The following is a 21,063-nucleotide window of genomic DNA, read 5'->3' as shown; positions in this document are numbered from 1 at the left end:
CAGGAGAGTCTAAACGTTTTCTTCCACTTCTGCTGTGACGCTGCCCTGATGATGGGGTTTCCCCGCCAGATAGCGCTCGCGGAAAAGAGTGAAATGCTGGGTTAATCCTTTGGACGCTACTACATCTCCCGCCAGTTCTAGCAGGGCTGCGGCGACTTCCGCGGTGCAATACTGGCCGTCCGCATGGGCCTCGCGCAGGCGATAAGCTGAGGTAATACTTAAATCTACGGAAATTATCGGCAGCGCATCGAGATAAGGGCTTTTACGGAACATTTTACGTGCTTCAGTCCACGTGCCATCAAGCATGATAAATAGCGGTGGCTTACCGGTGGTTGCTGGCGTGGTCAGTACCTCGCGACTTGCATCGGCATAAGAGGCGGGAAAAACTACCATTGGCTGGTAATCCGGGTTAGCGACAAGATCCAGCAGCGCCTGAGGGGGCTCCGTGCGCGACCATTGAAATGCCTCCGTTTCCGGCAAAATATCGGCAATAAGCCGCCCGGTGTTACTCGGCTTCATCGGTTCGGTGTCAAACATCACCAGGCAAAAGCGACTGCGGGCAAGTTGTGGCTTAAGCGTCTCACACAGGCAATTTTTCAACGGCAGCAGGCAGCGCTGGCAGCGACGAACGCGATTACCCCGGGCGAGAAAGGGACGAGTTGCGCGAGCAAGGCGGGCTGCACGAAGGCGAAGAACGGCGTTTTCGGTCATTAATGAAGGATGTCTGGCTAAAAACGCCATTCTACCGTAGATAGAGAAAGGAGGCCTAAAAAATGCCCCCTTATAATCAGATATTTTCGTCCAGCCAGCTATCAAACGGGGCTTTAGGCATGGCGCCATTCAGCATATCGACGACCTGGCCATTTTTGAAAATCATAATGGTCGGGATGCTTCTGATGCGAAAACGTGCGCTCAGTTCCTGCTCCGCTTCGGTGTTCACCTTCACAAAGCGAACTTTACCGCTGCGTTCTTCGGCAACATCTTCAAAAATAGGGGCGAAGTTCACGCACGGGCCGCACCACGGCGCCCAAAAATCAACCACAACCGGCAGCTCATCTTTCAGGAGTTTATCCAGCGTCGCCGTCGTGGCGTTAACGACTTCACCGTCAAACAGTTCATGGCCGCAGCGACCGCATTTTGCACCGTCATCGATACGGTCGTCAGGAATGCGGTTAATGGCCTGGCAGTCGGCACAAACGGTATTCATAACTAACCTCAAAGAGAATGATTGAAATCGGTGCCATGCACCACGGATGTTTCAAATATGTTACATATTATCGGCGAAGATTGGGAGGCCAACAAAGTGATTTATTCGATGAGTACAATAGTTTTTAGCTTTTAAGCAAAGTTAATGGCTAACCCATGGCACATCAGGTAATCTGCGCGCTTCGCGCTCAGCCAGGTGGAGGAACAATGAACGACGAATTTAAAGGTAAAAGCGGCAAGGTCAAAGTGATGTATGTCCGCAGTGACGACGAAAGCGAACAGCGCAGCCAAAACCCGCGTACCGGGAAAGGCGGTGGGCGTCCTGCCGGTGCGTCACGTGGTGAAGGCGGCGGTCGCCGTCAGTCTCGTCACGATGATAAACCTCGCGGCGGGCGCGATCGTAATGAACGTAGTGACAGAGGCGATCGCGGTGAAGCGGCCTCGCCATGGCGTACGGTTTCCCGTGCCCCGGTAGACTCTTCACTGTCGGCATCAGACAATGAAGGTACAACTAAACATATCGTTGATCCGGAAGTGATTCGTCGCCAGCGCGCCGAAGAAGCCCGTGTGTACGGTGAGAATGCTTGTCAGGCGCTGTTCCAGAGTCGCCCGGAAAGCATCGTGCGCGCCTGGTTTATCCAGAGCGTTACGCCTCGTTTTAAAGAAGCGCTGCGCTGGATGGCGGCAAATCGCAAGGCTTACCACGTGGTGGATGACGCTGAGCTGACAAAAGCCTCAGGCACGGAACACCACGGCGGCGTTTGCTTCATTATTAAAAAACGCAGCGGCATCAGCGTGCAGACCTGGCTGAACAAAGCCGGGGAAGAAGACTGCGTGCTGGCACTGGAGGATGTGGGCAACCCACATAACCTGGGCGGGATCATGCGCAGCTGCGCACACTTCGGCGTGAAAGGTTTGCTGATTCAGGATGCTTCTCTGCTGGAATCCGGTGCGGCGATTCGTACCGCAGAAGGCGGGGCCGAGCACGTGGTGGCGATCAGCGGCGAGACGTTTGGCGATGGGCTGGAAGCTTTCCGTAAAGCGGGCTACACCATCGTGACAACCTCAAGCCACCAGGGCACCCCGCTGTATAAAGCTGAGCTGCCTAAGAAAATGGTGCTGGTGCTGGGCCAGGAGCGCGATGGCGTTTCCGACACGACTTTTGAAAACGCAGATATGAGCGTAGCCATTGAAGGTACAGGTAATGTTGAAAGCCTCAACGTATCGGTAGCGACCGGCGTGCTGCTGGGCGAATGGTGGCGCCAGAACAAGGCCTAAGGCCTTCTCCAGCTATAAAAAAACCAGCGTAATTGCTGGTTTTTTTTCGCCCCGATTTTAGCCATTGTCCTGTGGCAGCTGCGGCACCCAATCAATGGGCTGTTCTCCGCGCCCGGCCAGATACTCATTCGCCTTCACAAAATGCCCGCAGCCCAGAAAACCACGATGCGCAGAAAGCGGAGAAGGGTGCGGTGCGGTCAGGACATGGTGGCGCTGGCGATCGATAATGCTGCCTTTGCGTTGGGCATGAGCACCCCACAGCAGGAACACCACCCCTTCACGGTGTTCATTAATGAGGGCGATAACCTTGTCGGTAAACGTCTCCCAACCAAAATTGGCGTGGGAATGCGCTTTACTCGCTTCGACGGTAAGTACCGTATTGAGCAGCAACACGCCCTGCCGAGCCCAGCTTTCAAGGTAGCCGTGCGTAGGGCGGGTAAAGCCTGGGACAGAAGCCTCAAGCTCTTTATACATATTGACCAGCGAAGGCGGGGGAGCGATTCCTGGACGGACGGAGAAAGAGAGCCCGTGTGCCTGGCCTGGTCCATGATAAGGATCCTGCCCCAGAATCACGACTTTGACATCGCCCAGCTCGGTAAAGCGAAAAGCGTTGAAAACATCCTTTTGCGGAGGGTAAACGGTCACGCCTGCTGCGCGCTCTGCCGCGACGGCGCTGAGCGTATTGATAAAGTAGGGCTGCTGTTTCTCTTCTGCCAGCACGTCGTGCCAGGTGAGGTGGGTCGTCATCTCGCTCTCCCGCGAATCTGTATTGCCCGATAGCTTAACTGCTTCTTCCTTCTGAGCAAAATAGTGCGTGGCATCAATGAGCTACAGTGATAAATAAAGTTGAAAATTTACAAAAGTTTTAGCATGGCGCTGACCGTCTAAGTTGATGTAAAACAAATAAAACCAGCTAAAGCCATTTTTAGTGTGTGGATTTAATTGATTTAAGTCAAAGAATCACGCCTGGTGGACTGATATAAGAACAACAAAGCAACAAAGGTTTTACCAATGAGCCAGAGCGCTGGCCCAAAGAATCAGCACATTACCCTGAGGGAGAAATAAAATGATTACTGGTATCCAAATTACAAAAGCGGCAAACGACGAACTTCTGAACTCTTTCTGGCTGCTCGACAGTGAAAAAGGAGAAGCTCGCTGCGTGTGCGCGAAAGCAGGTTTTGCGGAAGATGAAGTGGTTGCGGTCAGTAAACTGGGCCAGTTTGAATACCGTGAAATTCCAATGGAAGTGAAACCGGAAGTTCGCGTTGAAGGTGGGCAGCACCTGAACGTTAACGTTCTGCGTCGTGAAACGCTGGAAGATGCGGTTAAGCATCCGGAAAAATATCCGCAGCTGACCATCCGTGTTTCCGGCTACGCGGTGCGCTTTAACTCCCTGACTCCGGAACAGCAGCGCGACGTGATTACCCGTACTTTCACTGAAAGCCTGTAATTCAGTTCCTGCCGTTGAGAATAAAGAGCGCCTTCTGGCGCTCTTTCACGTTAATAGAATACATAGTAAACCCGCATCAGCATCCGGTACAGGTTCCCTAAATTTCCTGGGGCTGCCAGCACTACGCTCATTTCTTCGATGTCACTATCTTCGCCGTATACGACAGGGCAGGAATGCCGTAAAGAATGATTGTTTGCAGGAAAACGCAGAACCCGGGCAATAAAAAACGCCGGGATTATCCCGGCGTTCATGTTATTCGTCGACTTTTGGCGACTCTGTCGTGGTAGCTGCCGTTGGTTTACGGCGCTTACCGATGTTTTTCTGATCGCGATGGCGCACTTTAACGCGCGGCTTCTCTTTGTCTTTCTCTTTCTTCTTCTCTTCGCGCTTAGCCAGCACTTTCTTGGATGGCTTACCGGTCAGCTTTTCGCTTGGCGCACGCGTCGTTGGGCGCAGCTCGTCGATAACGCGGGATTTCAGAGGCTCTTTCATGTAGCGGGTAATTTTACCCAGCAGCAGATGATCGTGCGCCTCAACCAGCGAAATCGCGGTTCCTTTCATGCCTGCGCGACCGGTACGACCAATACGGTGCAGATAGATATCCGCGGTACGTGGCAGGTCAAAGTTGAATACGTGGCTAACGTCAGGGATATCGATCCCACGGGCAGCAACGTCGGTAGCAACCAGAACGTTTACGCGACCATCGGTCAGGCGCTTGATGGCCTCGTTACGCTTGGCCTGTACCATTTCGCCTTCGAGATAGCAGGTGTTGATGCCCGCTTCACGCAGCCAGGCAACCAGCTCATGCACACGCTCGCGCTTACGCACAAAGACGATAGAGCGGGTGGTATCTGGCTGGTTCAGCAAATGAACGAGTAACTTCGTTTTGTGCTCAACGTCATCGGCGCGATAGTACCACTGATGGATCTTCTTGCGCTCACGCGTGGATGGCGTGGCGGAAACTTCAACCGGATCTTCCAGCAGGCGTTCAGCAAAATCTTTAACCGCGTTGCCTTCCAGGGTAGCGGAGAACAGCATGGTTTGCTTGCGCCAGCGGGTTTCCGCGGCAATGGTTTCAATATCTTGCGCGAAGCCCATGTCCAGCATGCGATCTGCTTCATCGAGGATCAGCGTTTCAACCGCTCGGCAGTCGAAGTTCTCTTCCTTTATGTATTGCAGCAGTCGGCCGGTGGTAGCGACGACAATATCCTGATTCTCGCTGAAAACTTCAGCGTGGTTCATATACGCTACGCCGCCGGTGATGGTGGCGATATCCAGATGGGTATGTTTTGCCAGTTCACGCGCGTGGTCGGCGACCTGCATAGCGAGTTCACGGGTTGGCGTGACGATCAGAATACGCGGCGGGCCAGATTTCTTACGAGGAAAGTCGACCAGATGCTGTAGCGCTGGCAGCAGGTAAGCTGCGGTTTTACCGGTACCCGTCGGTGCTGAACCCAGCACGTCGCGTCCTTCAAGTGCAGGAGGAATGGCCGCAGCCTGGATGGCAGTCGGGCGAGTAAAGCCTTTCTCCTGGAGCGCGTCCAAAAGGCTTTCATCAAGTTCGAGTTCGGAAAAAGTGCTTACAGTCATGGTCTACCTCTGTTTGGGACGCCGATTATAGACATAATGACCGCGATCTTCATCTGTTTGTGTCTTTCCGTAGATGTCCGTTTCACTTATGCTACGGCGGTTTCTTTGCAAGGTAGATAAGATGTCGGATCAAAAAGCGGTATTACGTCGGGATGGTTTCACCTTCAAACAGTTCTTTGTGGCGCACGATCGCTGCGCCATGAAGGTGGGAACAGATGGGACGCTGCTCGGTGCATGGGTGCCGGTAGTTAATGTAAAAAGCGTCCTGGATATTGGCACCGGCAGCGGTTTGCTGGCGTTGATGCTCGCCCAGAGAACCGCTGATGACGTCACGATTGAAGCCGTGGAGCTGGATCCGGTTGCTGCAGAACAGGCGGCAGAAAACGCCAAAGGCTGCCGCTGGGCTTCGCGTATTCACGTTCACTGCGCGGACATCCGCGAGTGGGCGCAGCAGGCTACTCAGCGCTACTCCTTAATTGTCAGTAATCCGCCTTTCTTTGAGCAGGGCAGTAACTGCGCATCACCAGAACGAGCTCAGGCACGTTATACCACGACGCTGGATCACCAGGCCTTGCTCAGCAGCGCTGAACAACTGATCACCGAAGACGGTTTCTTCTGCGTGATTATGCCGGAAACTGCCGGGACGGCATTCAGCGAGCTGGCGAAATCACAGGGTTGGCACGTTCGTTACCGTACCGATGTGGCCGACAATGAAACTCGCCTGCCGCATCGGGTGATGCTCGCGCTTTCTCCTACGGGCGGAGAATACTACAACGACCGCCTGGTGATCCGTGGGCCAGACCAAACCTACTCTGAAGGCTATTGCAGCCTGACCCAGGACTTCTACCTGTTTATGTAGAGCGGGGAAAGCACGCTTGGGCCGGATTCAGCGAGCTGATCCGGATAATCGAGTGTGTAGTGCAGGCCCCGGCTCTCTTTACGCTGCATGGCGCAGCGCACAATGAGTTCGGCAACCTGCACCAGGTTTCTCAGCTCAAGCAAATTGTTTGAAACGCGGAAGTTGGCATAGTACTCATCAATCTCTTGCTGCAGCATGGTAATTCTTCGCAGCGCCCGCTCCAGCCGACGAGTGGTGCGAACGATCCCAACGTAGTCCCACATAAAGAGCCGCAGCTCATGCCAGTTATGCTGGATAACAACCTGTTCGTCTGGATTATCCACACGGCTGTCATCCCAGTCGGGCAGATTTTTACTTTCGCGCGCATACGGCAGTCGCTTCAGAATATCTTCTGCGGCAGACCAGCCATAAACCAGGCATTCGAGCAGAGAGTTTGAGGCCATTCGGTTAGCGCCGTGCAGGCCGGTATACGTCACTTCGCCAATGGCATACAGCCCGTCAACGTCGGTGCGCCCATGTTCATCTACCATTACGCCACCGCAGGTATAATGCGCGGCAGGGACTACGGGAACCGGATCTTTGGTTAAATCAATGCCTAGCCCAAGCAGCTTCTCATAAATAGTGGGGAAGTGCTGGCGAACAAACGCCTCTGGCTTATGGCTGATATCCAGATACATGCAGTCTGCGCCCAGGCGTTTCATTTCGTGATCGATAGCCCTGGCGACGATATCACGTGGCGCAAGCTCGGCACGTTCATCAAACTCCGGCATGAAGCGTGAACCATCCGGACGCTTCAGGTATGCACCTTCGCCGCGCAATGCTTCGGTAAGCAGGAAGTTTCGGGCCTGAGGATGGAACAGCGCCGTAGGGTGAAACTGGTTGAATTCAAGATTGGCGACGCGGCAGCCTGCACGCCATGCCATAGCGATACCGTCACCGGAGGCGATATCCGGGTTTGTCGTGTACTGGTAGACTTTTGAAGCGCCACCGGTGGCTAGAACGACAGATTTCGCACGGCAGGTTTCGACCTTTTCAAGGTTCCGGTTCCAGACCCAGGCACCGACGACGCGCCTTGTGCCCGGCAGGCCAATTTTGTCCGAAATAATTAGGTCTACGGCGTTGCTGCGCTCGATCACGCGGATATTGGGGTGATTGAGGGCTTTGCCGACTAGCGTGGTTTCAACTTCCTTCCCGGTGGCATCCGCCGAATGAAGAATTCGGCGATGGCTGTGGCCGCCTTCACGCGTCAAATGGTAGCTCTCTTCACCATTTGCCAGCGTGTGGGTATCGAACATGACGCCCTGATCAATCAGCCACTGGACGCAGTGCTTTGCATTGCTTGCCACAAATTCTACGGCCTCACGATCGCAAATTCCTGCCCCGGCTATCAGCGTATCGTCAATATGGGAAGCTATGCTGTCGGTTTCATCGAAAACGGCGGCAATTCCCCCCTGTGCATAAAAAGTTGAGCCTTCGTTAACTGGGCCTTTGCTTAGCACAATGACCTTGCTGGTTTGAGCCAGACGCAGCGCGAGAGAAAGGCCAGCAGCACCGCTACCGACAATTAATACGTCACAGCTCAGATCGCTATTTTTGTTCATGGTGTTTAATTTACTAAACAATAGTGGCCCGAGCATAGCACCGGGTGGGACGCTGAACACGCTTTTTTTGTTTTAGCGTTGTGCAGACTAAACAGAGTCATCGGTAAAGTCATTGGGAGGGCTCGAGCAAACTGCGTAAATAAATCTCACTACGGAAGGATAAATGGCAGATTAGATGATGAAATACCCTGATTCATGAGATACTCTTCTCGCTAACTTTTTGAGCATTGATTCAGAAGAATCGGCGTTACCGTTTTGCGAAGCGGAATTTATAATGAAAAGATGCAATCCGCTAAACATGACAGAAAAACAAAGGCGTAACGGAACTTTGCTGGCCTCGGGCACTCAAACTCAAAGCTTGCTCAAAAATGCAGGGTTCGAGTGGCATTTCGATTACGCGTGGAAATTGGGTTTGGGGAGACATTACCTCGGATGAGCGAGCAGTTAACGGATCAGGTCCTCGTCGAACGGGTCCAAAAGGGAGATCAGAAATCATTTAACCTACTGGTGATACGCTACCAGCATAAGGTTGCGAGCCTGGTTTCCCGCTATGTACCTTCGGGAGATGTACCCGATGTGGTGCAGGAATCTTTTATTAAAGCTTATCGCGCGCTGGATTCATTCCGTGGCGATAGTGCGTTTTATACGTGGTTGTACCGCATCGCGGTCAACACGGCTAAAAATTATCTGGTTGCTCAGGGGCGGCGTCCGCCATCAAGTGATGTGGACGCCATTGACGCTGAAAACTACGAAAGTGGCAGCGCATTGAAAGAAATTTCGAACCCTGAGAACTTAATGTTGTCTGAAGAACTGAGACAAATAGTTTTCCGTACTATTGAGTCACTCCCGGAAGATTTACGCATGGCAATTACGTTGCGGGAGTTGGATGGCCTGAGCTATGAAGAGATAGCCGACATCATGGATTGCCCGGTAGGTACTGTGCGTTCTCGTATTTTCCGCGCAAGGGAAGCTATTGATAATAAAGTTCAACCGCTTATCAGGCGTTGACGATAGCGGATTACTGGAAGGGTATTTAGGCATGCAGAAAGAACAACTTTCCGCTTTAATGGATGGCGAATCTCTCGACAGCGAGTTGCTCAATCGCCTGTCAAACGACAGTGAATTGCAGCAAAGCTGGGAGAGTTACCACCTTATCCGCGACACAATGCGCGGAGATACCAGCGAAGTGCTCCACTTTGATATTTCTGCCAACGTGATGGCGGCTATCGCAAATGAGCCTGTGCGTAACGTCGCGCCGCTCATTACCGAATCTCAGCCGCAGCCTCAGCAGTGGCAGAAAATGCCGTTCTGGCATAAGGTGCGTCCGTGGGCAAGCCAGCTTACCCAAATGGGCGTTGCCGCGTGCGTATCGCTTGCGGTTATCGTGGGTGTGCAGCACTATAATGGCCAGTCTGACAGCACCGCACAGCCGGAAACGCCGGTCTTTAACACTTTGCCGATGATGGGAAAAGCCAGTCCGGTAAGTCTGGGTGTACCGTCTGACACGACCGCCAGCAACAGCAGTCAGCAAGTACAGGAACAGCGTCGTCGTATTAACGCTATGCTGCAGGATTACGAATTGCAGCGTCGTTTACACTCCGAGCAGCTCCAGTTTGAACAGGCGCAAACCCAGCAGGCCGCTGTGCAAGTGCCAGGAAACCAAACTTTAGGAACGCAATCGCAGTAATGAAGCAACTTTGGTGTGCCCTGTCTCTCGTGGCAGGCAGCCTGTTGTTCACCTCCAGCGCCTCGGCGGACACTGTTTCGTCCGGGGCGTTGTTGCAGCAGATGAACCAGGCTAGTCAGTCACTCAATTATGAGCTGGCGTTTATCAATATCAGCAAACAAGGGATTGAGTCCCTTAGTTATCGCCATGCACGTCTTGATAATCGCCCGCTTGCGCAATTCCTGCAAATGGACGGCCCGCGCCGCGAAGTCGTTCAGCGCGGCAATGAAATCAGCTATTTTGAGCCTGGGCTCGAGCCATTCACGCTCACCGGGGACTACATCGTCGATTCTCTGCCTTCCATCGTTTATACCGACTTTAAGCGCCTGACGCCGTACTACGACTTTATTTCTGTCGGGCGTACGCGTATTGCCGACAGATTATGCGAAGTTATTCGCGTCGTTGCTCGGGACGGCACTCGCTATAACTACATTGTTTGGCTCGATACCGAAACCAAGCTGCCGCTTCGCGTTGATTTACTGGATCGCGACGGCGAAACGCTCGAACAGTTCCGGGTTGTGTCATTCTCTGTTGAAAATCAGGCGAGCGGGCTTCTGCAGAATTTAGCAAAAGCGACGTTGCCACCTCTGCTGTCCGTACCGGGTGCGGAAAAGGCCAGTTTTACATGGGCACCGACATGGCTGCCGCAAGGCTTTAGCGAAGTGTCGAGCAGCCGCCGGCCACTGCCAACCGTGGGCGTGCCTATCGAATCCCGACTTTATTCTGACGGGTTATTTAGTTTCTCGGTGAACATCAGCCAGGCCCCGTCTCAGGCAAGTAATGGCGAACAGCTTGTGCGGACCGGTCGCCGGACTATTAGCACAGAAATTCGTGATAAAACCGAAATTACCGTTGTAGGTGAGTTGCCTCCACAAACGGCGAAACGCATTGGCGATAGCGTGAAGTTTAACGGAGCGACACAATGATTAAAGAATGGGCGACGGTCGTCTCCTGGCAAAATGGTGAAGCATTGCTGCACTGTGATGTTAAAGCCTCTTGCAGCAGCTGCGCTTCGCGCTCCGGATGTGGGACTCGTGTCCTAAACAAATTGGGGCCACAAACCAGCCATCTGCTGTCTGTGCCAAGCGAACAGCCGCTGGTTGCCGGGCAAAAAGTGGAGCTGGGCATTGCGGAAGGTAGCCTGTTAGGGTCCGCGCTGCTGGTGTACATGTCGCCGTTGGTCGGACTATTTTTGTGTTCAGGTCTTTTCCAGACGCTGTTTGGTACCAACCTGGCCGCTATGTGCGGAGCTTTGCTTGGTGGCGTAGGGGGCTTCCTGCTTGCTCGCGGTTTTTCCCAGCATTTCAGCCGTCGTGAGAGCTGGCAGCCGGTGATTCTAAGCGTTGCGCTTAGCCCGGATGCAGTGCGCGTCGATACGTCCGCGCCGCCGGCTGAAAATCAATAAATTCCCTTCAAATGACATCTCTTTGCACATCCTGCTTATGGCTTACCTAAGCTTGCAGGATGAGCAGTTTCCTCACTTTCTGGTTGTAGTGTAGAATGCGGCGTTTCAGGCAGAAGACAGTCTCTGACATCCTGCTCCGTACAGCGCGAAGCGCCGAGCTCACAGGCCATTTGTAAGGCATAAAACCTCTAACTATGAAGAACATACGTAACTTTTCTATTATTGCCCACATCGACCACGGTAAATCGACGCTGTCTGACCGTATCATCCAGATTTGCGGCGGCTTGTCCGACCGTGAAATGGCCGCGCAGGTTCTTGACTCAATGGACCTGGAACGCGAACGTGGTATTACCATCAAAGCGCAGAGCGTCACCCTCGACTACAAAGCCAGCGACGGTGAAACTTACCAGTTGAACTTCATCGATACCCCTGGGCACGTTGACTTCTCTTATGAAGTGTCCCGCTCGCTTGCGGCCTGTGAAGGGGCGCTGCTGGTGGTGGATGCCGGGCAGGGCGTTGAGGCTCAAACCCTGGCGAACTGCTACACGGCGATGGAAATGGACCTGGAAGTGGTTCCGGTTCTGAACAAAATTGACCTGCCGGCGGCCGATCCTGAGCGCGTGGCGGAAGAAATTGAAGACATCGTGGGCATCGACGCCACCGATGCGGTTCGCTGCTCGGCGAAAACCGGCGTTGGCGTACCTGATGTATTAGAACGCCTGGTGCGCGATATCCCCGCACCGGAAGGCGATCCAGATGCACCGCTACAGGCGCTGATCATCGACTCCTGGTTCGATAACTACCTGGGCGTTGTCTCCCTGATCCGCGTGAAAAACGGCACGCTGCGTAAAGGCGACAAAGTCAAAGTCATGAGCACCGGCCAGGTGTACAACGCCGATCGTCTGGGCATCTTTACGCCTAAGCAGATCGACCGTAACGAACTGAAATGCGGTGAAGTAGGCTGGCTGGTTTGTGCCATCAAAGACATCCTGGGCGCCCCGGTAGGCGATACTCTGACCCTGTCCCGTAACCCGGCGGACAAAGCGCTGCCAGGCTTCAAAAAAGTGAAGCCGCAGGTTTATGCCGGCCTGTTCCCGGTCAGCTCCGACGACTACGAAAACTTCCGCGATGCACTCGGCAAGCTCAGCCTGAACGATGCCTCTCTGTTCTACGAGCCAGAAAGCTCAACGGCGCTGGGCTTCGGCTTCCGCTGTGGCTTCCTGGGCCTGCTGCACATGGAGATCATTCAGGAGCGTCTGGAGCGTGAATACGATCTCGACCTGATCACCACCGCGCCAACCGTAGTTTACGAAGTGCAAACGACCAGCAAAGAGATTGTCTACGTTGATAGCCCGTCTAAGCTGCCGCCGCTCAACAACATTGAAGAGCTGCGCGAGCCGATTGCGGAATGTCACATGCTGCTGCCGCAGGAGTTCCTCGGCAACGTGATCACGCTTTGTATCGAAAAACGCGGCGTGCAAACCAACATGGTTTATCACGGCAACCAGGTTGCGCTGACCTATGAAATCCCAATGGCGGAAGTGGTGCTCGACTTCTTCGATCGCCTGAAGTCCACTTCTCGTGGCTATGCGTCGCTGGATTACAATTTCAAACGTTTCCAGGCTTCCAACATGGTGCGCGTTGATGTACTGATAAATGGCGATCGCGTTGATGCGCTGGCGCTTATCACACACAACGACAACGCGCCTTACCGTGGTCGTGAGCTGGTGGAAAAAATGAAGGATCTGATCCCTCGCCAACAGTTCGACATCGCGATTCAGGCAGCCATCGGCAACCACATTATCGCGCGTTCGACGGTGAAACAGCTGCGTAAAAACGTTCTGGCTAAGTGCTACGGCGGCGACGTCAGCCGTAAGAAAAAGCTGCTGCAGAAACAGAAAGACGGTAAGAAACGCATGAAGCAGGTCGGCAACGTCGAGCTGCCTCAGGAAGCGTTCCTGGCCATTCTGCACGTTGGCAAAGACAGCAAATAATCTAAGGAGTTGGCATGGCGAATATGTTTGCTTTGATCCTCGTGGTAGCCACGCTGGTGACGGGCATTTTGTGGTGTCTGGACAAGTTTATCTTTGCACCAAAACGTCGTGAAAAACAGGCGGCAGCGCAGGCTGCCACCGGTGACGCACTGGACAAAAAGACGCTGAAAAAAGTCGGCCCTAAACCGGGCTGGCTGGAAACCGGTGCGTCGGTGTTTCCGGTGCTGGCGATTGTGCTGGTGGTGCGCTCATTTATTTATGAGCCTTTCCAGATCCCATCCGGTTCGATGATGCCAACGCTGTTAATCGGTGATTTTATTCTGGTAGAGAAGTTTGCCTACGGCATTAAAGATCCTATTTATCAGAAAACCTTAATTGAAACCGGGCACCCTAAACGCGGTGATATCGCGGTATTTAAATACCCTGAAGATCCGCGCCTGGATTATATTAAGCGCGTTGTTGGGCTGCCGGGCGACCGGGTAAGCTACGACCCGCAGTCGAAAGAAGTCACCGTGCAGCCTAATTGCAGTTCCGGCCAGGCCTGCGACAACGCGCTGCCAATCACGTATTCCAACGTGGAAGCCAGTGATTTTGTGCAGACGTTTGCCCGCCGCAACGGCAGTGAAGCTACCTCCGGGTTCTTCCAGTTGCCGAAAGATCAGACCCGTGAAGACGGTGTCCGCTTGAGCGAGCGTAAAGAAACGCTGGGTAACGTCACCCATAACATTCTGACGGTGCCTATCGCTCAGGATCAGGTGGGGATGTACTACCAGCAGTCAGGCTTGCCGCTTGCGACATGGATTGTTCCGCCGGGTCACTATTTCATGATGGGTGATAACCGCGACAATAGCGCAGACAGCCGCTATTGGGGTTTTGTGCCAGAGCAAAATCTGGTCGGTAAAGCGACAGCAATTTGGATGAGTTTCGAGAAACAAGAAGGCGAATGGCCAACGGGCGTTCGTTTAAGCCGAATTGGCGGCATTCATTAAACAATTAATCCCACAAACTAACGACATCCCCTGCCGTTGTGTATAGAATATTCCCGCCTTTAAAGATTGGCTCCCGAAAGGGAGCCACGGCACACGAAACAGCGTTGGTTTCCTTTTTTCAGGTCTGTTCCGTGTGCTGAATAGTTGACGCATTCATTAATTTTGGTATCGCATGAATCCCATCGTAATAAATAGGCTGCAGCGTAAGCTGGGCTACACTTTTCAACATCAGGATCTGTTGCAACAGGCATTAACCCACCGGAGTGCCAGCAGCAAACACAACGAGCGTCTTGAGTTTTTGGGTGACTCCATTCTCAGTTATGTCATCGCGAATGCGCTGTATCATCGTTTTCCTCGCGTAGATGAAGGCGACATGAGCCGCATGCGTGCGACGCTGGTGCGCGGCAATACGCTGGCGGAAATCGCCCGCGAGTTCGAACTGGGTGAGTGTCTGCGTCTTGGGCCGGGTGAACTGAAAAGTGGCGGTTTCCGTCGCGAGTCGATTCTTGCTGATACCGTAGAAGCGTTGATCGGTGGCGTCTTCCTCGACAGCGACATTCAGAACGTTGAGCGTCTGATTCTCTCGTGGTATCAGACCCGTCTCGACGAAATCAGTCCAGGCGACAAGCAAAAAGATCCGAAAACGCGTCTGCAGGAGTACCTGCAGGGTCGCCATCTGCCGCTGCCGTCGTATCTGGTGGTGCAGGTGCGTGGTGAAGCGCACGATCAAGAATTTACCATTCACTGTCAGGTGAGTGGCCTGCCTGAGCCTGTCGTAGGGACGGGCTCAAGCCGCCGTAAAGCGGAACAGGCTGCGGCTGAGCAGGCGCTGAAAAAGCTGGAGCTGGAATGAGCGAAGAAAAAACGTATTGCGGCTTCGCGGCCATTGTTGGTCGCCCGAACGTCGGCAAATCCACGCTGCTGAATCAGCTGCTTGGGCAAAAAGTTTCCATTACCTCGCGTAAGGCGCAAACCACGCGCCACCGCATCATGGGCATCCATACCGAAGGGCCATATCAGGCGATTTACGTCGATACCCCGGGGCTGCACATGGAAGAAAAACGCGCCATTAACCGCCTGATGAACCGCGCGGCAAGCAGCTCCATCGGTGACGTTGAGCTGGTTATCTTCGTGGTTGAAGGCACCCGCTGGACGCCGGATGATGAAATGGTGCTGAACAAGCTGCGCGACAGCCGTGCGCCGGTCATCCTGGCCGTCAACAAAGTTGACAACGTTCAGGATAAAACCGTTCTGCTGCCTCACCTGCAGTTCCTCGGCAGCCAGATGAACTTCCTCGATATTGTGCCTATTTCGGCAGAAACCGGGATGAACGTTGATACCATCGCGGAAATCGTCCGTAAGCACCTGCCGGAAGCTATCCATCACTTCCCGGAAGAGTACATCACCGACCGCTCCCAGCGCTTTATGGCGTCTGAGATCATTCGCGAAAAGCTGATGCGTTTCCTGGGCGCCGAGCTGCCGTATTCTGTGACCGTAGAAATCGAGCAGTTCGTGACCAACGAACGCGGTGGCTACGACATCAACGGGCTGATCCTCGTTGAGCGCGAAGGGCAGAAGAAGATGGTGATTGGCAACAAAGGGGCCAAAATTAAAACCATCGGTATCGAAGCCCGTAAAGACATGGAAGAGATGTTCGAAGCCAAAGTTCACCTCGAACTTTGGGTGAAGGTGAAATCCGGCTGGGCCGATGACGAGCGTGCGCTGCGTAGTCTCGGTTATACCGACGACCTGAGCTAAAACTTATGGAAGGCTGGCAACGGGCTTTTGTCCTGCATAGTCGCCCCTGGAGCGAAACCAGCCTTTTGCTCGACCTGTTTTCCGAAGAGTCCGGGCGCGTTCGTCTGATTGCCAAAGGCGCGCGCTCTAAACGCTCAAATCTGAAAGGCGCTCTGCAGCCTTTTACCCCTCTGCTGGTTCGCTGGGGCGGCCGTGGCGAAGTCAAAACGCTACGCAGCGCCGAAGCGGTTTCTCTGGCCCTTCCCTTAAGTGGTATCACGCTGTACAGCGGCCTGTACGTCAATGAACTGGTGGCGCGCGTCCTCGAGCAGGAAACCCGCTTCTCCGAACTGTTCTTCGATTATCTCCACTGCATTCAGGCCTTAGCTGGCGCTACGGGCACACCGGAGCCTGCGCTGCGTCGTTTTGAGCTGGCGCTGCTGGGGCACCTTGGCTACGGCGTGGATTTTCTGCACTGCGCTGGTAGCGGGGCAGTCGTCGATGACACCATGACTTACACCTACCGTGAAGAGAAAGGTTTTATTGCCAGCGTGGTGATCGGCCACAGCAGCTTTACCGGCCGCCAGCTCAGGGCGCTAGCCGAACGCGAATTTCCCGATGCCGACACGCTCCGTGCCGCCAAGCGTTTCACGCGTATGGCGCTCAAGCCGTATCTACAAGGGAAGCCCCTCAAAAGTCGCGAACTGTTCCGCCAGTTTGTGCCTAAAAAAACGCCACCTGAGCCATCTGATAGCTCACAGTAATCACAGACCGTAGCCAGGCTTTCCCCGGCAGGTGTACACTGCCCGGCATCTGTCTGCGAACTCTGAGGATTGTCATGGCTGAATTACTGTTAGGCGTCAACATCGATCACATCGCTACCCTGCGTAACGCGCGTGGTACGGCATACCCGGATCCGGTTCAGGCCGCGTTTATCGCAGAGCAGGCGGGTGCCGATGGCATTACCGTTCACCTGCGCGAAGATCGCCGCCACATCACCGACCGTGACGTTCGCGTTCTGCGGGAAACCCTCGATACCCGCATGAACCTGGAAATGGCCGTCACCGAAGAGATGATCGCTATTGCCTGCCAGACGAAACCGCATTTCTGCTGCCTGGTGCCGGAAAAGCGCCAGGAAGTAACCACCGAAGGCGGCCTGGATGTTGCCGGTCAGTTGGATAAAATGCGCGATGCCTGCCAGCGCCTGGCTGACGCCGGTATTCTGGTTTCTCTGTTTATTGATGCCGACCACGCGCAGATTGACGCGGCGGTGGCCGTGGGTGCGCCTTACATTGAAATCCACACTGGCTGCTATGCGGACGCTGAAAACGAAGCGACCCAGGCCAAAGAGCTGGCTCGCATTGCTGAAGCCGCGAGCTATGCCGCCGCTAAAGGGCTGAAGGTGAATGCTGGTCACGGGCTGACGTATCACAATGTTCAGGCCATTGCGCGGATCCCTGAAATGCATGAGCTGAACATCGGTCACGCGATTATCGGGCGAGCGGTAATGAGCGGGCTTAAAGAAGCCGTGGCTGAAATGAAACGCCTGATGCAGGAAGCGCGTCGCTAATGGCCATTCTCGGCCTCGGCACGGACATAGTGGAAATTGCGCGCATTGAGAGCGTCATTTCCCGTTCCGGCGACCGACTGGCAAAGCGCGTACTGAGCCAAAATGAATGGGTCTTGTACCAGGCGCATCAGCAGCCGGTGCGTTTTCTGGCGAAGCGTTTTGCGGTGAAAGAAGCGGCCGCGAAAGCTTTTGGTACCGGAATTCGCAACGGGCTGGCATTCAACCAGTTTGAAGTGTTTAACGACGCGCTGGGCAAACCTCAACTGCGGTTTTGGGAAGAGGCGGAGCGGCTGGCTGAAAAAATGGGCGTGCGTTCAGTTCACGTTACCCTGGCGGATGAGCGCCATTACGCCTGCGCGACGGTGATCATCGAAAGCTAAAGTTTATCCGCATGGTGGAGCAGCACGAACTTATCCCACAGCTGCTCTTCATTCTCAATGTGCGCCGGGTCGTGAATTATCGTGCTGGGGATCGGGCAAACTTTCTGGCAGGTCGGGGTTTCGTAATGGCCCACGCATTCCGTGCAACGATCGGTATCGATCTGGTAGATAGCATCGCCCATGGAGATGGCCTGATTCGGGCACTCCGGCTCGCACATATCGCAGTTGATGCACTTCTTCGTAATTAATAACGCCATTTCAACCTGTTACCAGCCCCACCGGACTAAAAGATATATTCACTTTTCGCGCTCAAAACATTGCAAAAGCCTGTATATTTAACCAGTATTATGTTTGATTAAAGATAATGGATAAAGCAGGGACGTTTCGATGGCGCGCACTTTACCACAAAAGCAGATCATCCCCAATGATACTGCGCCTTTAAGTTTTGTGCTTTGTGTACTTTCAGTACGTGTTATCATTGAACTATTGGTCATGAAAAACACGACGGGGTCGTACTTATGGTACAGAGAGAACAACTGCGCGAAGCTTTTTCCCGCAGGCTGGCGCAGGCCTGCAGCGAAGCAAACCTCGATGAGTTCGGGCGCGGTATGGCGATAGCGCGCGCGCTGGGCGTTTCCTCCAAGGCCGTCAGTAAGTGGCTTAACGCCGAAGCCATCCCCCGGCAGGATAAAATGTACGAGCTGGCAACGTTTCTTCGGGCCGACGCGCTCTGGCTTCAGCACGGCAGTGAAACGGGCTATCAAAGCGAAGGGCGCGAGAATACGGCCAGCCATGAAGAGGCGGCCATTTATCCTTTCCAGCCGCGCGAAGAGCAGGGCTTTCGCATCGACGTACTGGACATTGAGGCCAGCGCGGGGCCGGGGCGACTGGTCTCCAGCGAAGTCACCGAAACCATCAACCACATCGTCTACGACAGCCAGGAAGCGCTGGAGCTGTTCGGCCACCGGCCGGCTTCAACGATAAAAGTCATCACTGTCACCGGTGACAGCATGTCCGGCACCATTGAACTGGGTGACTATATCTTTGTGGATATTGGCAAAGACTACTTCGATGGCGATGGCATCTATGTGTTTCTCTATAAGGGACAGCTGCTGGTGAAGCGCCTGCAGATGACCCATGACTGCCTGCTGGTGCGATCGGACAACCCCAAATATGCTGACTGGCGCATTAGCGAAGAGAACGAACAGCACCTCAAAATTATTGGCCGAGTGATGTACAGCCATTCAATTCGCCGCCACGCCTGAGATAGCTCATCCTCAAGCTCCATCCAGCCTCAGTCACTTACCCAAGTGTGCTCCTGAGGCTGGATCCCTTGCCGCCTTGCCGCAACTCGAATGCTAACCCATCTAAAAATAATCTTATAAATCAATAATTAATTATCAATGCGATCTTTTTTTAAATAATTCGTACTTTTGGTTCTTGACGTAATTGTACTATTGGTTCAATATCAATTCATCGGCAGGACGCACCGACTCACAAGGCAAGTGAACGCTCCTTAACATCAGGCCCTGAAAAAGGGCACATACACCAAAGCAAGAAGCTTTGGGATATCAGAGAGATATCACCAAAGTTGATTGACAGGAGGTTGTATGGACGCACAGGCACGTCGCCGCCAGCGCCGCGAAGATAAACAGGCCGTCTGGAAAGCTGCCAACCCGCTGTTAGTCGGGGTAAGAGCGAAACCTGAGGCACGGCTTATTCTCTCGCTGGTTCGTAAACCCAGGTCTCGCCCCGACAAGGCCCTGGAGGTGATTAACATCTATGGTCTGCAAATCATTCAGCAGGCAGAGCATTATCAACGACTGCGCCAGAAGTTAGACGCCAGGCAAAAAAGCGTTTATCAGGCCGCGCCTCGCAGCGAATCCGGCTTACCGGCAGCGACCGGGAAGCAAACCCGACGCGGAAAACCTGTTCCGCTGATTTAACGCCATACCGCTTCTTTATCCCAACGGCAGTTCGACCCCTCAACCGAAGGTTCTTCCATGAACGACCAACCCGCAAATCTGGTCACGCAGTCTTTTGCGTGGCTGGCGGCGCTTGCCGCCGGTCTGGGTATCACGACACAGGATATGGTCTACATGATATTCGGACTGCTTAGCGTACTGATTTCACTGGCTTCGTGGCTGGGCGGCAGGCTGGATGCCCACCGACAGCATCTCGAAGATCAAAAGCGCACCCGCATCCTCCAGACGCTGGTGGATGACTTGCAAACCTTAAACCGAGCCGAGCAGATTGAGATTATCAGGGCAGTCAGCGAGGTACTGAAAAAGGCAGGTAACTAGTGGCTCTTTCTCCCGGACTCAGAAAAACATTACTCGGATTGTCAGGGGCGGGTGCGCTGACGATTGCAGGCACGCTCCTGCCCGAGCTGGAAGGCGTGAGCTACACGCCATATTACGACGTCGCCGGGGTGCTGACCGTCTGTTACGGCCATACCGGTAAAGACATTATTCCCGACAAAACATACACCCTGTCTGAGTGCAGGCGCTGGCTTGACCAGGATCTCGGCCCAGCGGCTCAGGCGGTCTCAAGGGCCGTCACCGTCCCGGTTAGTGAGTACCAACGAGCAGCTTTGATTAGCTTTACCTACAACGTTGGTACAGCCGCTTTTCTGCGCTCTTCCGTGCTCAGGATGTTAAACGCTGGCGAGTACAAACAGGCCTGCGCTGGGCTGAAAAAATGGATCTGGGCGGGTGGGAAGCAGTGGCAGGGGCTTATCAATCGTCGCGAGGTGGAGTACCAGCTTTGTACCTGGCCGGAGCCGGAAGAATAATGAAGCCGATGACCTCACTTGTGCTGGCGGCCTTTACGCTGCTCATTGCCAGCAGCTGGTGGTTTCACCAACGCTATGCCGTGCAAAAACAAAGGGCAGAGTCAGCCCTGGAGCAGCTGGCTCAGCAAAAAAATGAGCTGCAAAACCTTGTCCGGCGCCAGCAGGCAATAGCTGACCTGGATATCCACTATAGCGAGGAGTTAACCCATGCCCGGCTCACCATTGAAAACCTGCAGCGTGATGTGGCTGCTGGTACTCAGCGGCTGCGCGTCAGCGCCACCTGCAAAGCAGTGCCTGGCACCACCGCCACCGCCAGGCTGGATGATGGAGCCGCCCCCGGACTTACTGACGCCGCTCAACGGGATTATTTCCGTCTTCGGGAGCGAATAGAAACGAGCAACAAGCAGCTGGCGGGGCTGCAGGAGTACATCCGCAATCAGTGCCTGAACTAAGCCTCGAATTTTCGAGGCTTTTTTATTCCTAC

Annotated in this window: 26 protein-coding genes; 20 read left to right on the top strand and 6 right to left on the bottom strand. The window is 54.0% G+C overall.

Features of this window, described 5'->3' with window-relative positions:
* Positions 1–9 precede the first annotated feature (9 nt).
* Positions 10–711, bottom strand: coding sequence for a tRNA-uridine aminocarboxypropyltransferase (locus tag AAIE02_RS18485; protein WP_336981744.1), 702 nt, complete (start codon positions 709–711; stop codon positions 10–12).
* A 76-nt stretch (positions 712–787) separates the two neighbouring features.
* A complete protein-coding gene (trxC, locus tag AAIE02_RS18480; RefSeq protein ID WP_038479759.1) occupies positions 788–1,207 on the bottom strand; it encodes a thioredoxin TrxC in 420 nt (139 codons plus the stop codon).
* 206 nt (positions 1,208–1,413) lie between these two features.
* On the opposite strand from trxC, the gene AAIE02_RS18475 reads away from it, so the two are divergent.
* Positions 1,414–2,484 (top strand): tRNA/rRNA methyltransferase, encoded by a 1,071-nt coding sequence (locus tag AAIE02_RS18475; protein WP_008459530.1) that lies wholly within the window; start codon positions 1,414–1,416, stop codon positions 2,482–2,484.
* Positions 2,485–2,541: 57 nt separating this feature from the next.
* Here AAIE02_RS18475 and ung read toward each other — a convergent pair whose 3' ends face one another.
* Positions 2,542–3,231, bottom strand: coding sequence for a uracil-DNA glycosylase (gene ung / locus AAIE02_RS18470; protein ID WP_336708990.1), 690 nt, complete (start codon positions 3,229–3,231; stop codon positions 2,542–2,544).
* A 319-nt stretch (positions 3,232–3,550) separates the two neighbouring features.
* Between ung and grcA the strand changes: the two genes are divergently transcribed.
* The gene (gene grcA, locus AAIE02_RS18465) at positions 3,551–3,934 is read left to right on the top strand and encodes an autonomous glycyl radical cofactor GrcA (protein ID WP_008459527.1); all 384 of its coding nucleotides are present in this window, start codon (positions 3,551–3,553) and stop codon (positions 3,932–3,934) included.
* Positions 3,935–4,186: 252 nt separating this feature from the next.
* Here grcA and srmB read toward each other — a convergent pair whose 3' ends face one another.
* Positions 4,187–5,524, bottom strand: coding sequence for an ATP-dependent RNA helicase SrmB (gene srmB / locus AAIE02_RS18460; RefSeq protein ID WP_008459524.1), 1,338 nt, complete (start codon positions 5,522–5,524; stop codon positions 4,187–4,189).
* A gap of 121 nt (positions 5,525–5,645) precedes the next feature.
* Between srmB and trmN the strand changes: the two genes are divergently transcribed.
* On the top strand, positions 5,646–6,383 hold the full coding sequence (gene trmN, locus AAIE02_RS18455) for a tRNA(1)(Val) (adenine(37)-N(6))-methyltransferase TrmN (RefSeq protein WP_008459522.1): 738 nt from the start codon (positions 5,646–5,648) through the stop codon (positions 6,381–6,383).
* Here trmN and nadB read toward each other — a convergent pair.
* Positions 6,368–7,984: an L-aspartate oxidase gene (gene nadB, locus AAIE02_RS18450; RefSeq protein ID WP_498533020.1), complete on the bottom strand. Its 1,617-nt coding sequence runs from the start codon at positions 7,982–7,984 to the stop codon at positions 6,368–6,370. The genes trmN and nadB overlap by 16 nt on opposite strands.
* A gap of 274 nt (positions 7,985–8,258) precedes the next feature.
* On the opposite strand from nadB, the gene rseD reads away from it, so the two are divergent.
* The 12 genes from rseD to acpS all read left to right on the top strand — a co-directional run bounded on the left by rseD (position 8,259) and on the right by acpS (position 17,785).
* Positions 8,259–8,420 (top strand): rpoE leader peptide RseD, encoded by a 162-nt coding sequence (rseD, locus tag AAIE02_RS18445; RefSeq protein ID WP_157141424.1) that lies wholly within the window; start codon positions 8,259–8,261, stop codon positions 8,418–8,420.
* Positions 8,417–8,992, top strand: a complete 576-nt coding sequence (rpoE, locus tag AAIE02_RS18440; protein ID WP_008459517.1) for an RNA polymerase sigma factor RpoE — start codon at positions 8,417–8,419, stop codon at positions 8,990–8,992. Before rseD ends, rpoE begins: the two co-directional genes overlap by 4 nt.
* Before the next feature lie 31 nt (positions 8,993–9,023).
* Positions 9,024–9,671: an anti-sigma-E factor RseA gene (rseA, locus tag AAIE02_RS18435; protein ID WP_008459515.1), complete on the top strand. Its 648-nt coding sequence runs from the start codon at positions 9,024–9,026 to the stop codon at positions 9,669–9,671.
* A complete protein-coding gene (gene rseB, locus AAIE02_RS18430; RefSeq protein WP_008459512.1) occupies positions 9,671–10,636 on the top strand; it encodes a sigma-E factor regulatory protein RseB in 966 nt (321 codons plus the stop codon). The genes rseA and rseB overlap by 1 nt, the downstream gene beginning before the upstream one ends.
* Positions 10,633–11,115 carry a SoxR-reducing system protein RseC gene (gene rseC / locus AAIE02_RS18425; protein WP_008459510.1) on the top strand — a complete coding sequence of 161 codons (483 nt, stop codon included), beginning with the start codon at positions 10,633–10,635 and terminating at the stop codon, positions 11,113–11,115. Before rseB ends, rseC begins: the two co-directional genes overlap by 4 nt.
* Before the next feature lie 194 nt (positions 11,116–11,309).
* A complete protein-coding gene (lepA, locus tag AAIE02_RS18420) occupies positions 11,310–13,109 on the top strand; it encodes a translation elongation factor 4 (protein ID WP_039297355.1) in 1,800 nt (599 codons plus the stop codon).
* A gap of 14 nt (positions 13,110–13,123) precedes the next feature.
* On the top strand, positions 13,124–14,098 hold the full coding sequence (lepB, locus tag AAIE02_RS18415) for a signal peptidase I (protein ID WP_008459507.1): 975 nt from the start codon (positions 13,124–13,126) through the stop codon (positions 14,096–14,098).
* A 172-nt stretch (positions 14,099–14,270) separates the two neighbouring features.
* Complete coding sequence (rnc, locus tag AAIE02_RS18410; RefSeq protein WP_008459505.1) at positions 14,271–14,951, top strand: ribonuclease III; 681 nt, start codon at positions 14,271–14,273, stop codon at positions 14,949–14,951.
* The gene (gene era, locus AAIE02_RS18405) at positions 14,948–15,856 is read left to right on the top strand and encodes a GTPase Era (RefSeq protein ID WP_008459503.1); all 909 of its coding nucleotides are present in this window, start codon (positions 14,948–14,950) and stop codon (positions 15,854–15,856) included. Before rnc ends, era begins: the two co-directional genes overlap by 4 nt.
* A gap of 5 nt (positions 15,857–15,861) precedes the next feature.
* Positions 15,862–16,599 (top strand): DNA repair protein RecO, encoded by a 738-nt coding sequence (gene recO, locus AAIE02_RS18400; RefSeq protein ID WP_008459502.1) that lies wholly within the window; start codon positions 15,862–15,864, stop codon positions 16,597–16,599.
* A 74-nt stretch (positions 16,600–16,673) separates the two neighbouring features.
* Positions 16,674–17,405: a pyridoxine 5'-phosphate synthase gene (pdxJ, locus tag AAIE02_RS18395; RefSeq protein WP_008459500.1), complete on the top strand. Its 732-nt coding sequence runs from the start codon at positions 16,674–16,676 to the stop codon at positions 17,403–17,405.
* Positions 17,405–17,785, top strand: coding sequence for a holo-ACP synthase (gene acpS, locus AAIE02_RS18390; protein WP_008459499.1), 381 nt, complete (start codon positions 17,405–17,407; stop codon positions 17,783–17,785). The genes pdxJ and acpS overlap by 1 nt, the downstream gene beginning before the upstream one ends.
* Here the strand turns inward: acpS and AAIE02_RS18385 are convergent.
* Positions 17,782–18,042 carry a YfhL family 4Fe-4S dicluster ferredoxin gene (locus tag AAIE02_RS18385; protein ID WP_008459497.1) on the bottom strand — a complete coding sequence of 87 codons (261 nt, stop codon included), beginning with the start codon at positions 18,040–18,042 and terminating at the stop codon, positions 17,782–17,784. The two genes, acpS and AAIE02_RS18385, sit on opposite strands and share 4 nt — an antisense overlap.
* A 261-nt stretch (positions 18,043–18,303) precedes the next feature.
* On the opposite strand from AAIE02_RS18385, the gene AAIE02_RS18380 reads away from it, so the two are divergent.
* The 5 genes from AAIE02_RS18380 (at position 18,304) to AAIE02_RS18360 (ending at position 21,031) form a co-directional block, all read left to right on the top strand.
* Entirely contained in the window at positions 18,304–19,050 is a 747-nt protein-coding gene (locus AAIE02_RS18380) for a LexA family transcriptional regulator (protein ID WP_336981864.1), read from the top strand.
* Positions 19,051–19,395: 345 nt separating this feature from the next.
* On the top strand, positions 19,396–19,731 hold the full coding sequence (locus AAIE02_RS18375; protein ID WP_498533019.1) for an antitermination protein N: 336 nt from the start codon (positions 19,396–19,398) through the stop codon (positions 19,729–19,731).
* A gap of 57 nt (positions 19,732–19,788) precedes the next feature.
* Positions 19,789–20,088: a hypothetical protein gene (locus tag AAIE02_RS18370; protein ID WP_008459490.1), complete on the top strand. Its 300-nt coding sequence runs from the start codon at positions 19,789–19,791 to the stop codon at positions 20,086–20,088.
* Complete coding sequence (locus AAIE02_RS18365) at positions 20,088–20,579, top strand: lysozyme (protein ID WP_034809540.1); 492 nt, start codon at positions 20,088–20,090, stop codon at positions 20,577–20,579. Before AAIE02_RS18370 ends, AAIE02_RS18365 begins: the two co-directional genes overlap by 1 nt.
* Positions 20,579–21,031 (top strand): lysis protein, encoded by a 453-nt coding sequence (locus tag AAIE02_RS18360; RefSeq protein ID WP_498533018.1) that lies wholly within the window; start codon positions 20,579–20,581, stop codon positions 21,029–21,031. Before AAIE02_RS18365 ends, AAIE02_RS18360 begins: the two co-directional genes overlap by 1 nt.
* Positions 21,032–21,063 lie beyond the last annotated feature (32 nt).

The sequence above is a fragment of the Cedecea sp. Ae19-4 genome (assembly GCF_059801165.1).
The sequence above is the reverse complement of the archived record's forward strand: the minus strand, read 5'-3'. Positions and strand labels throughout refer to the sequence as shown.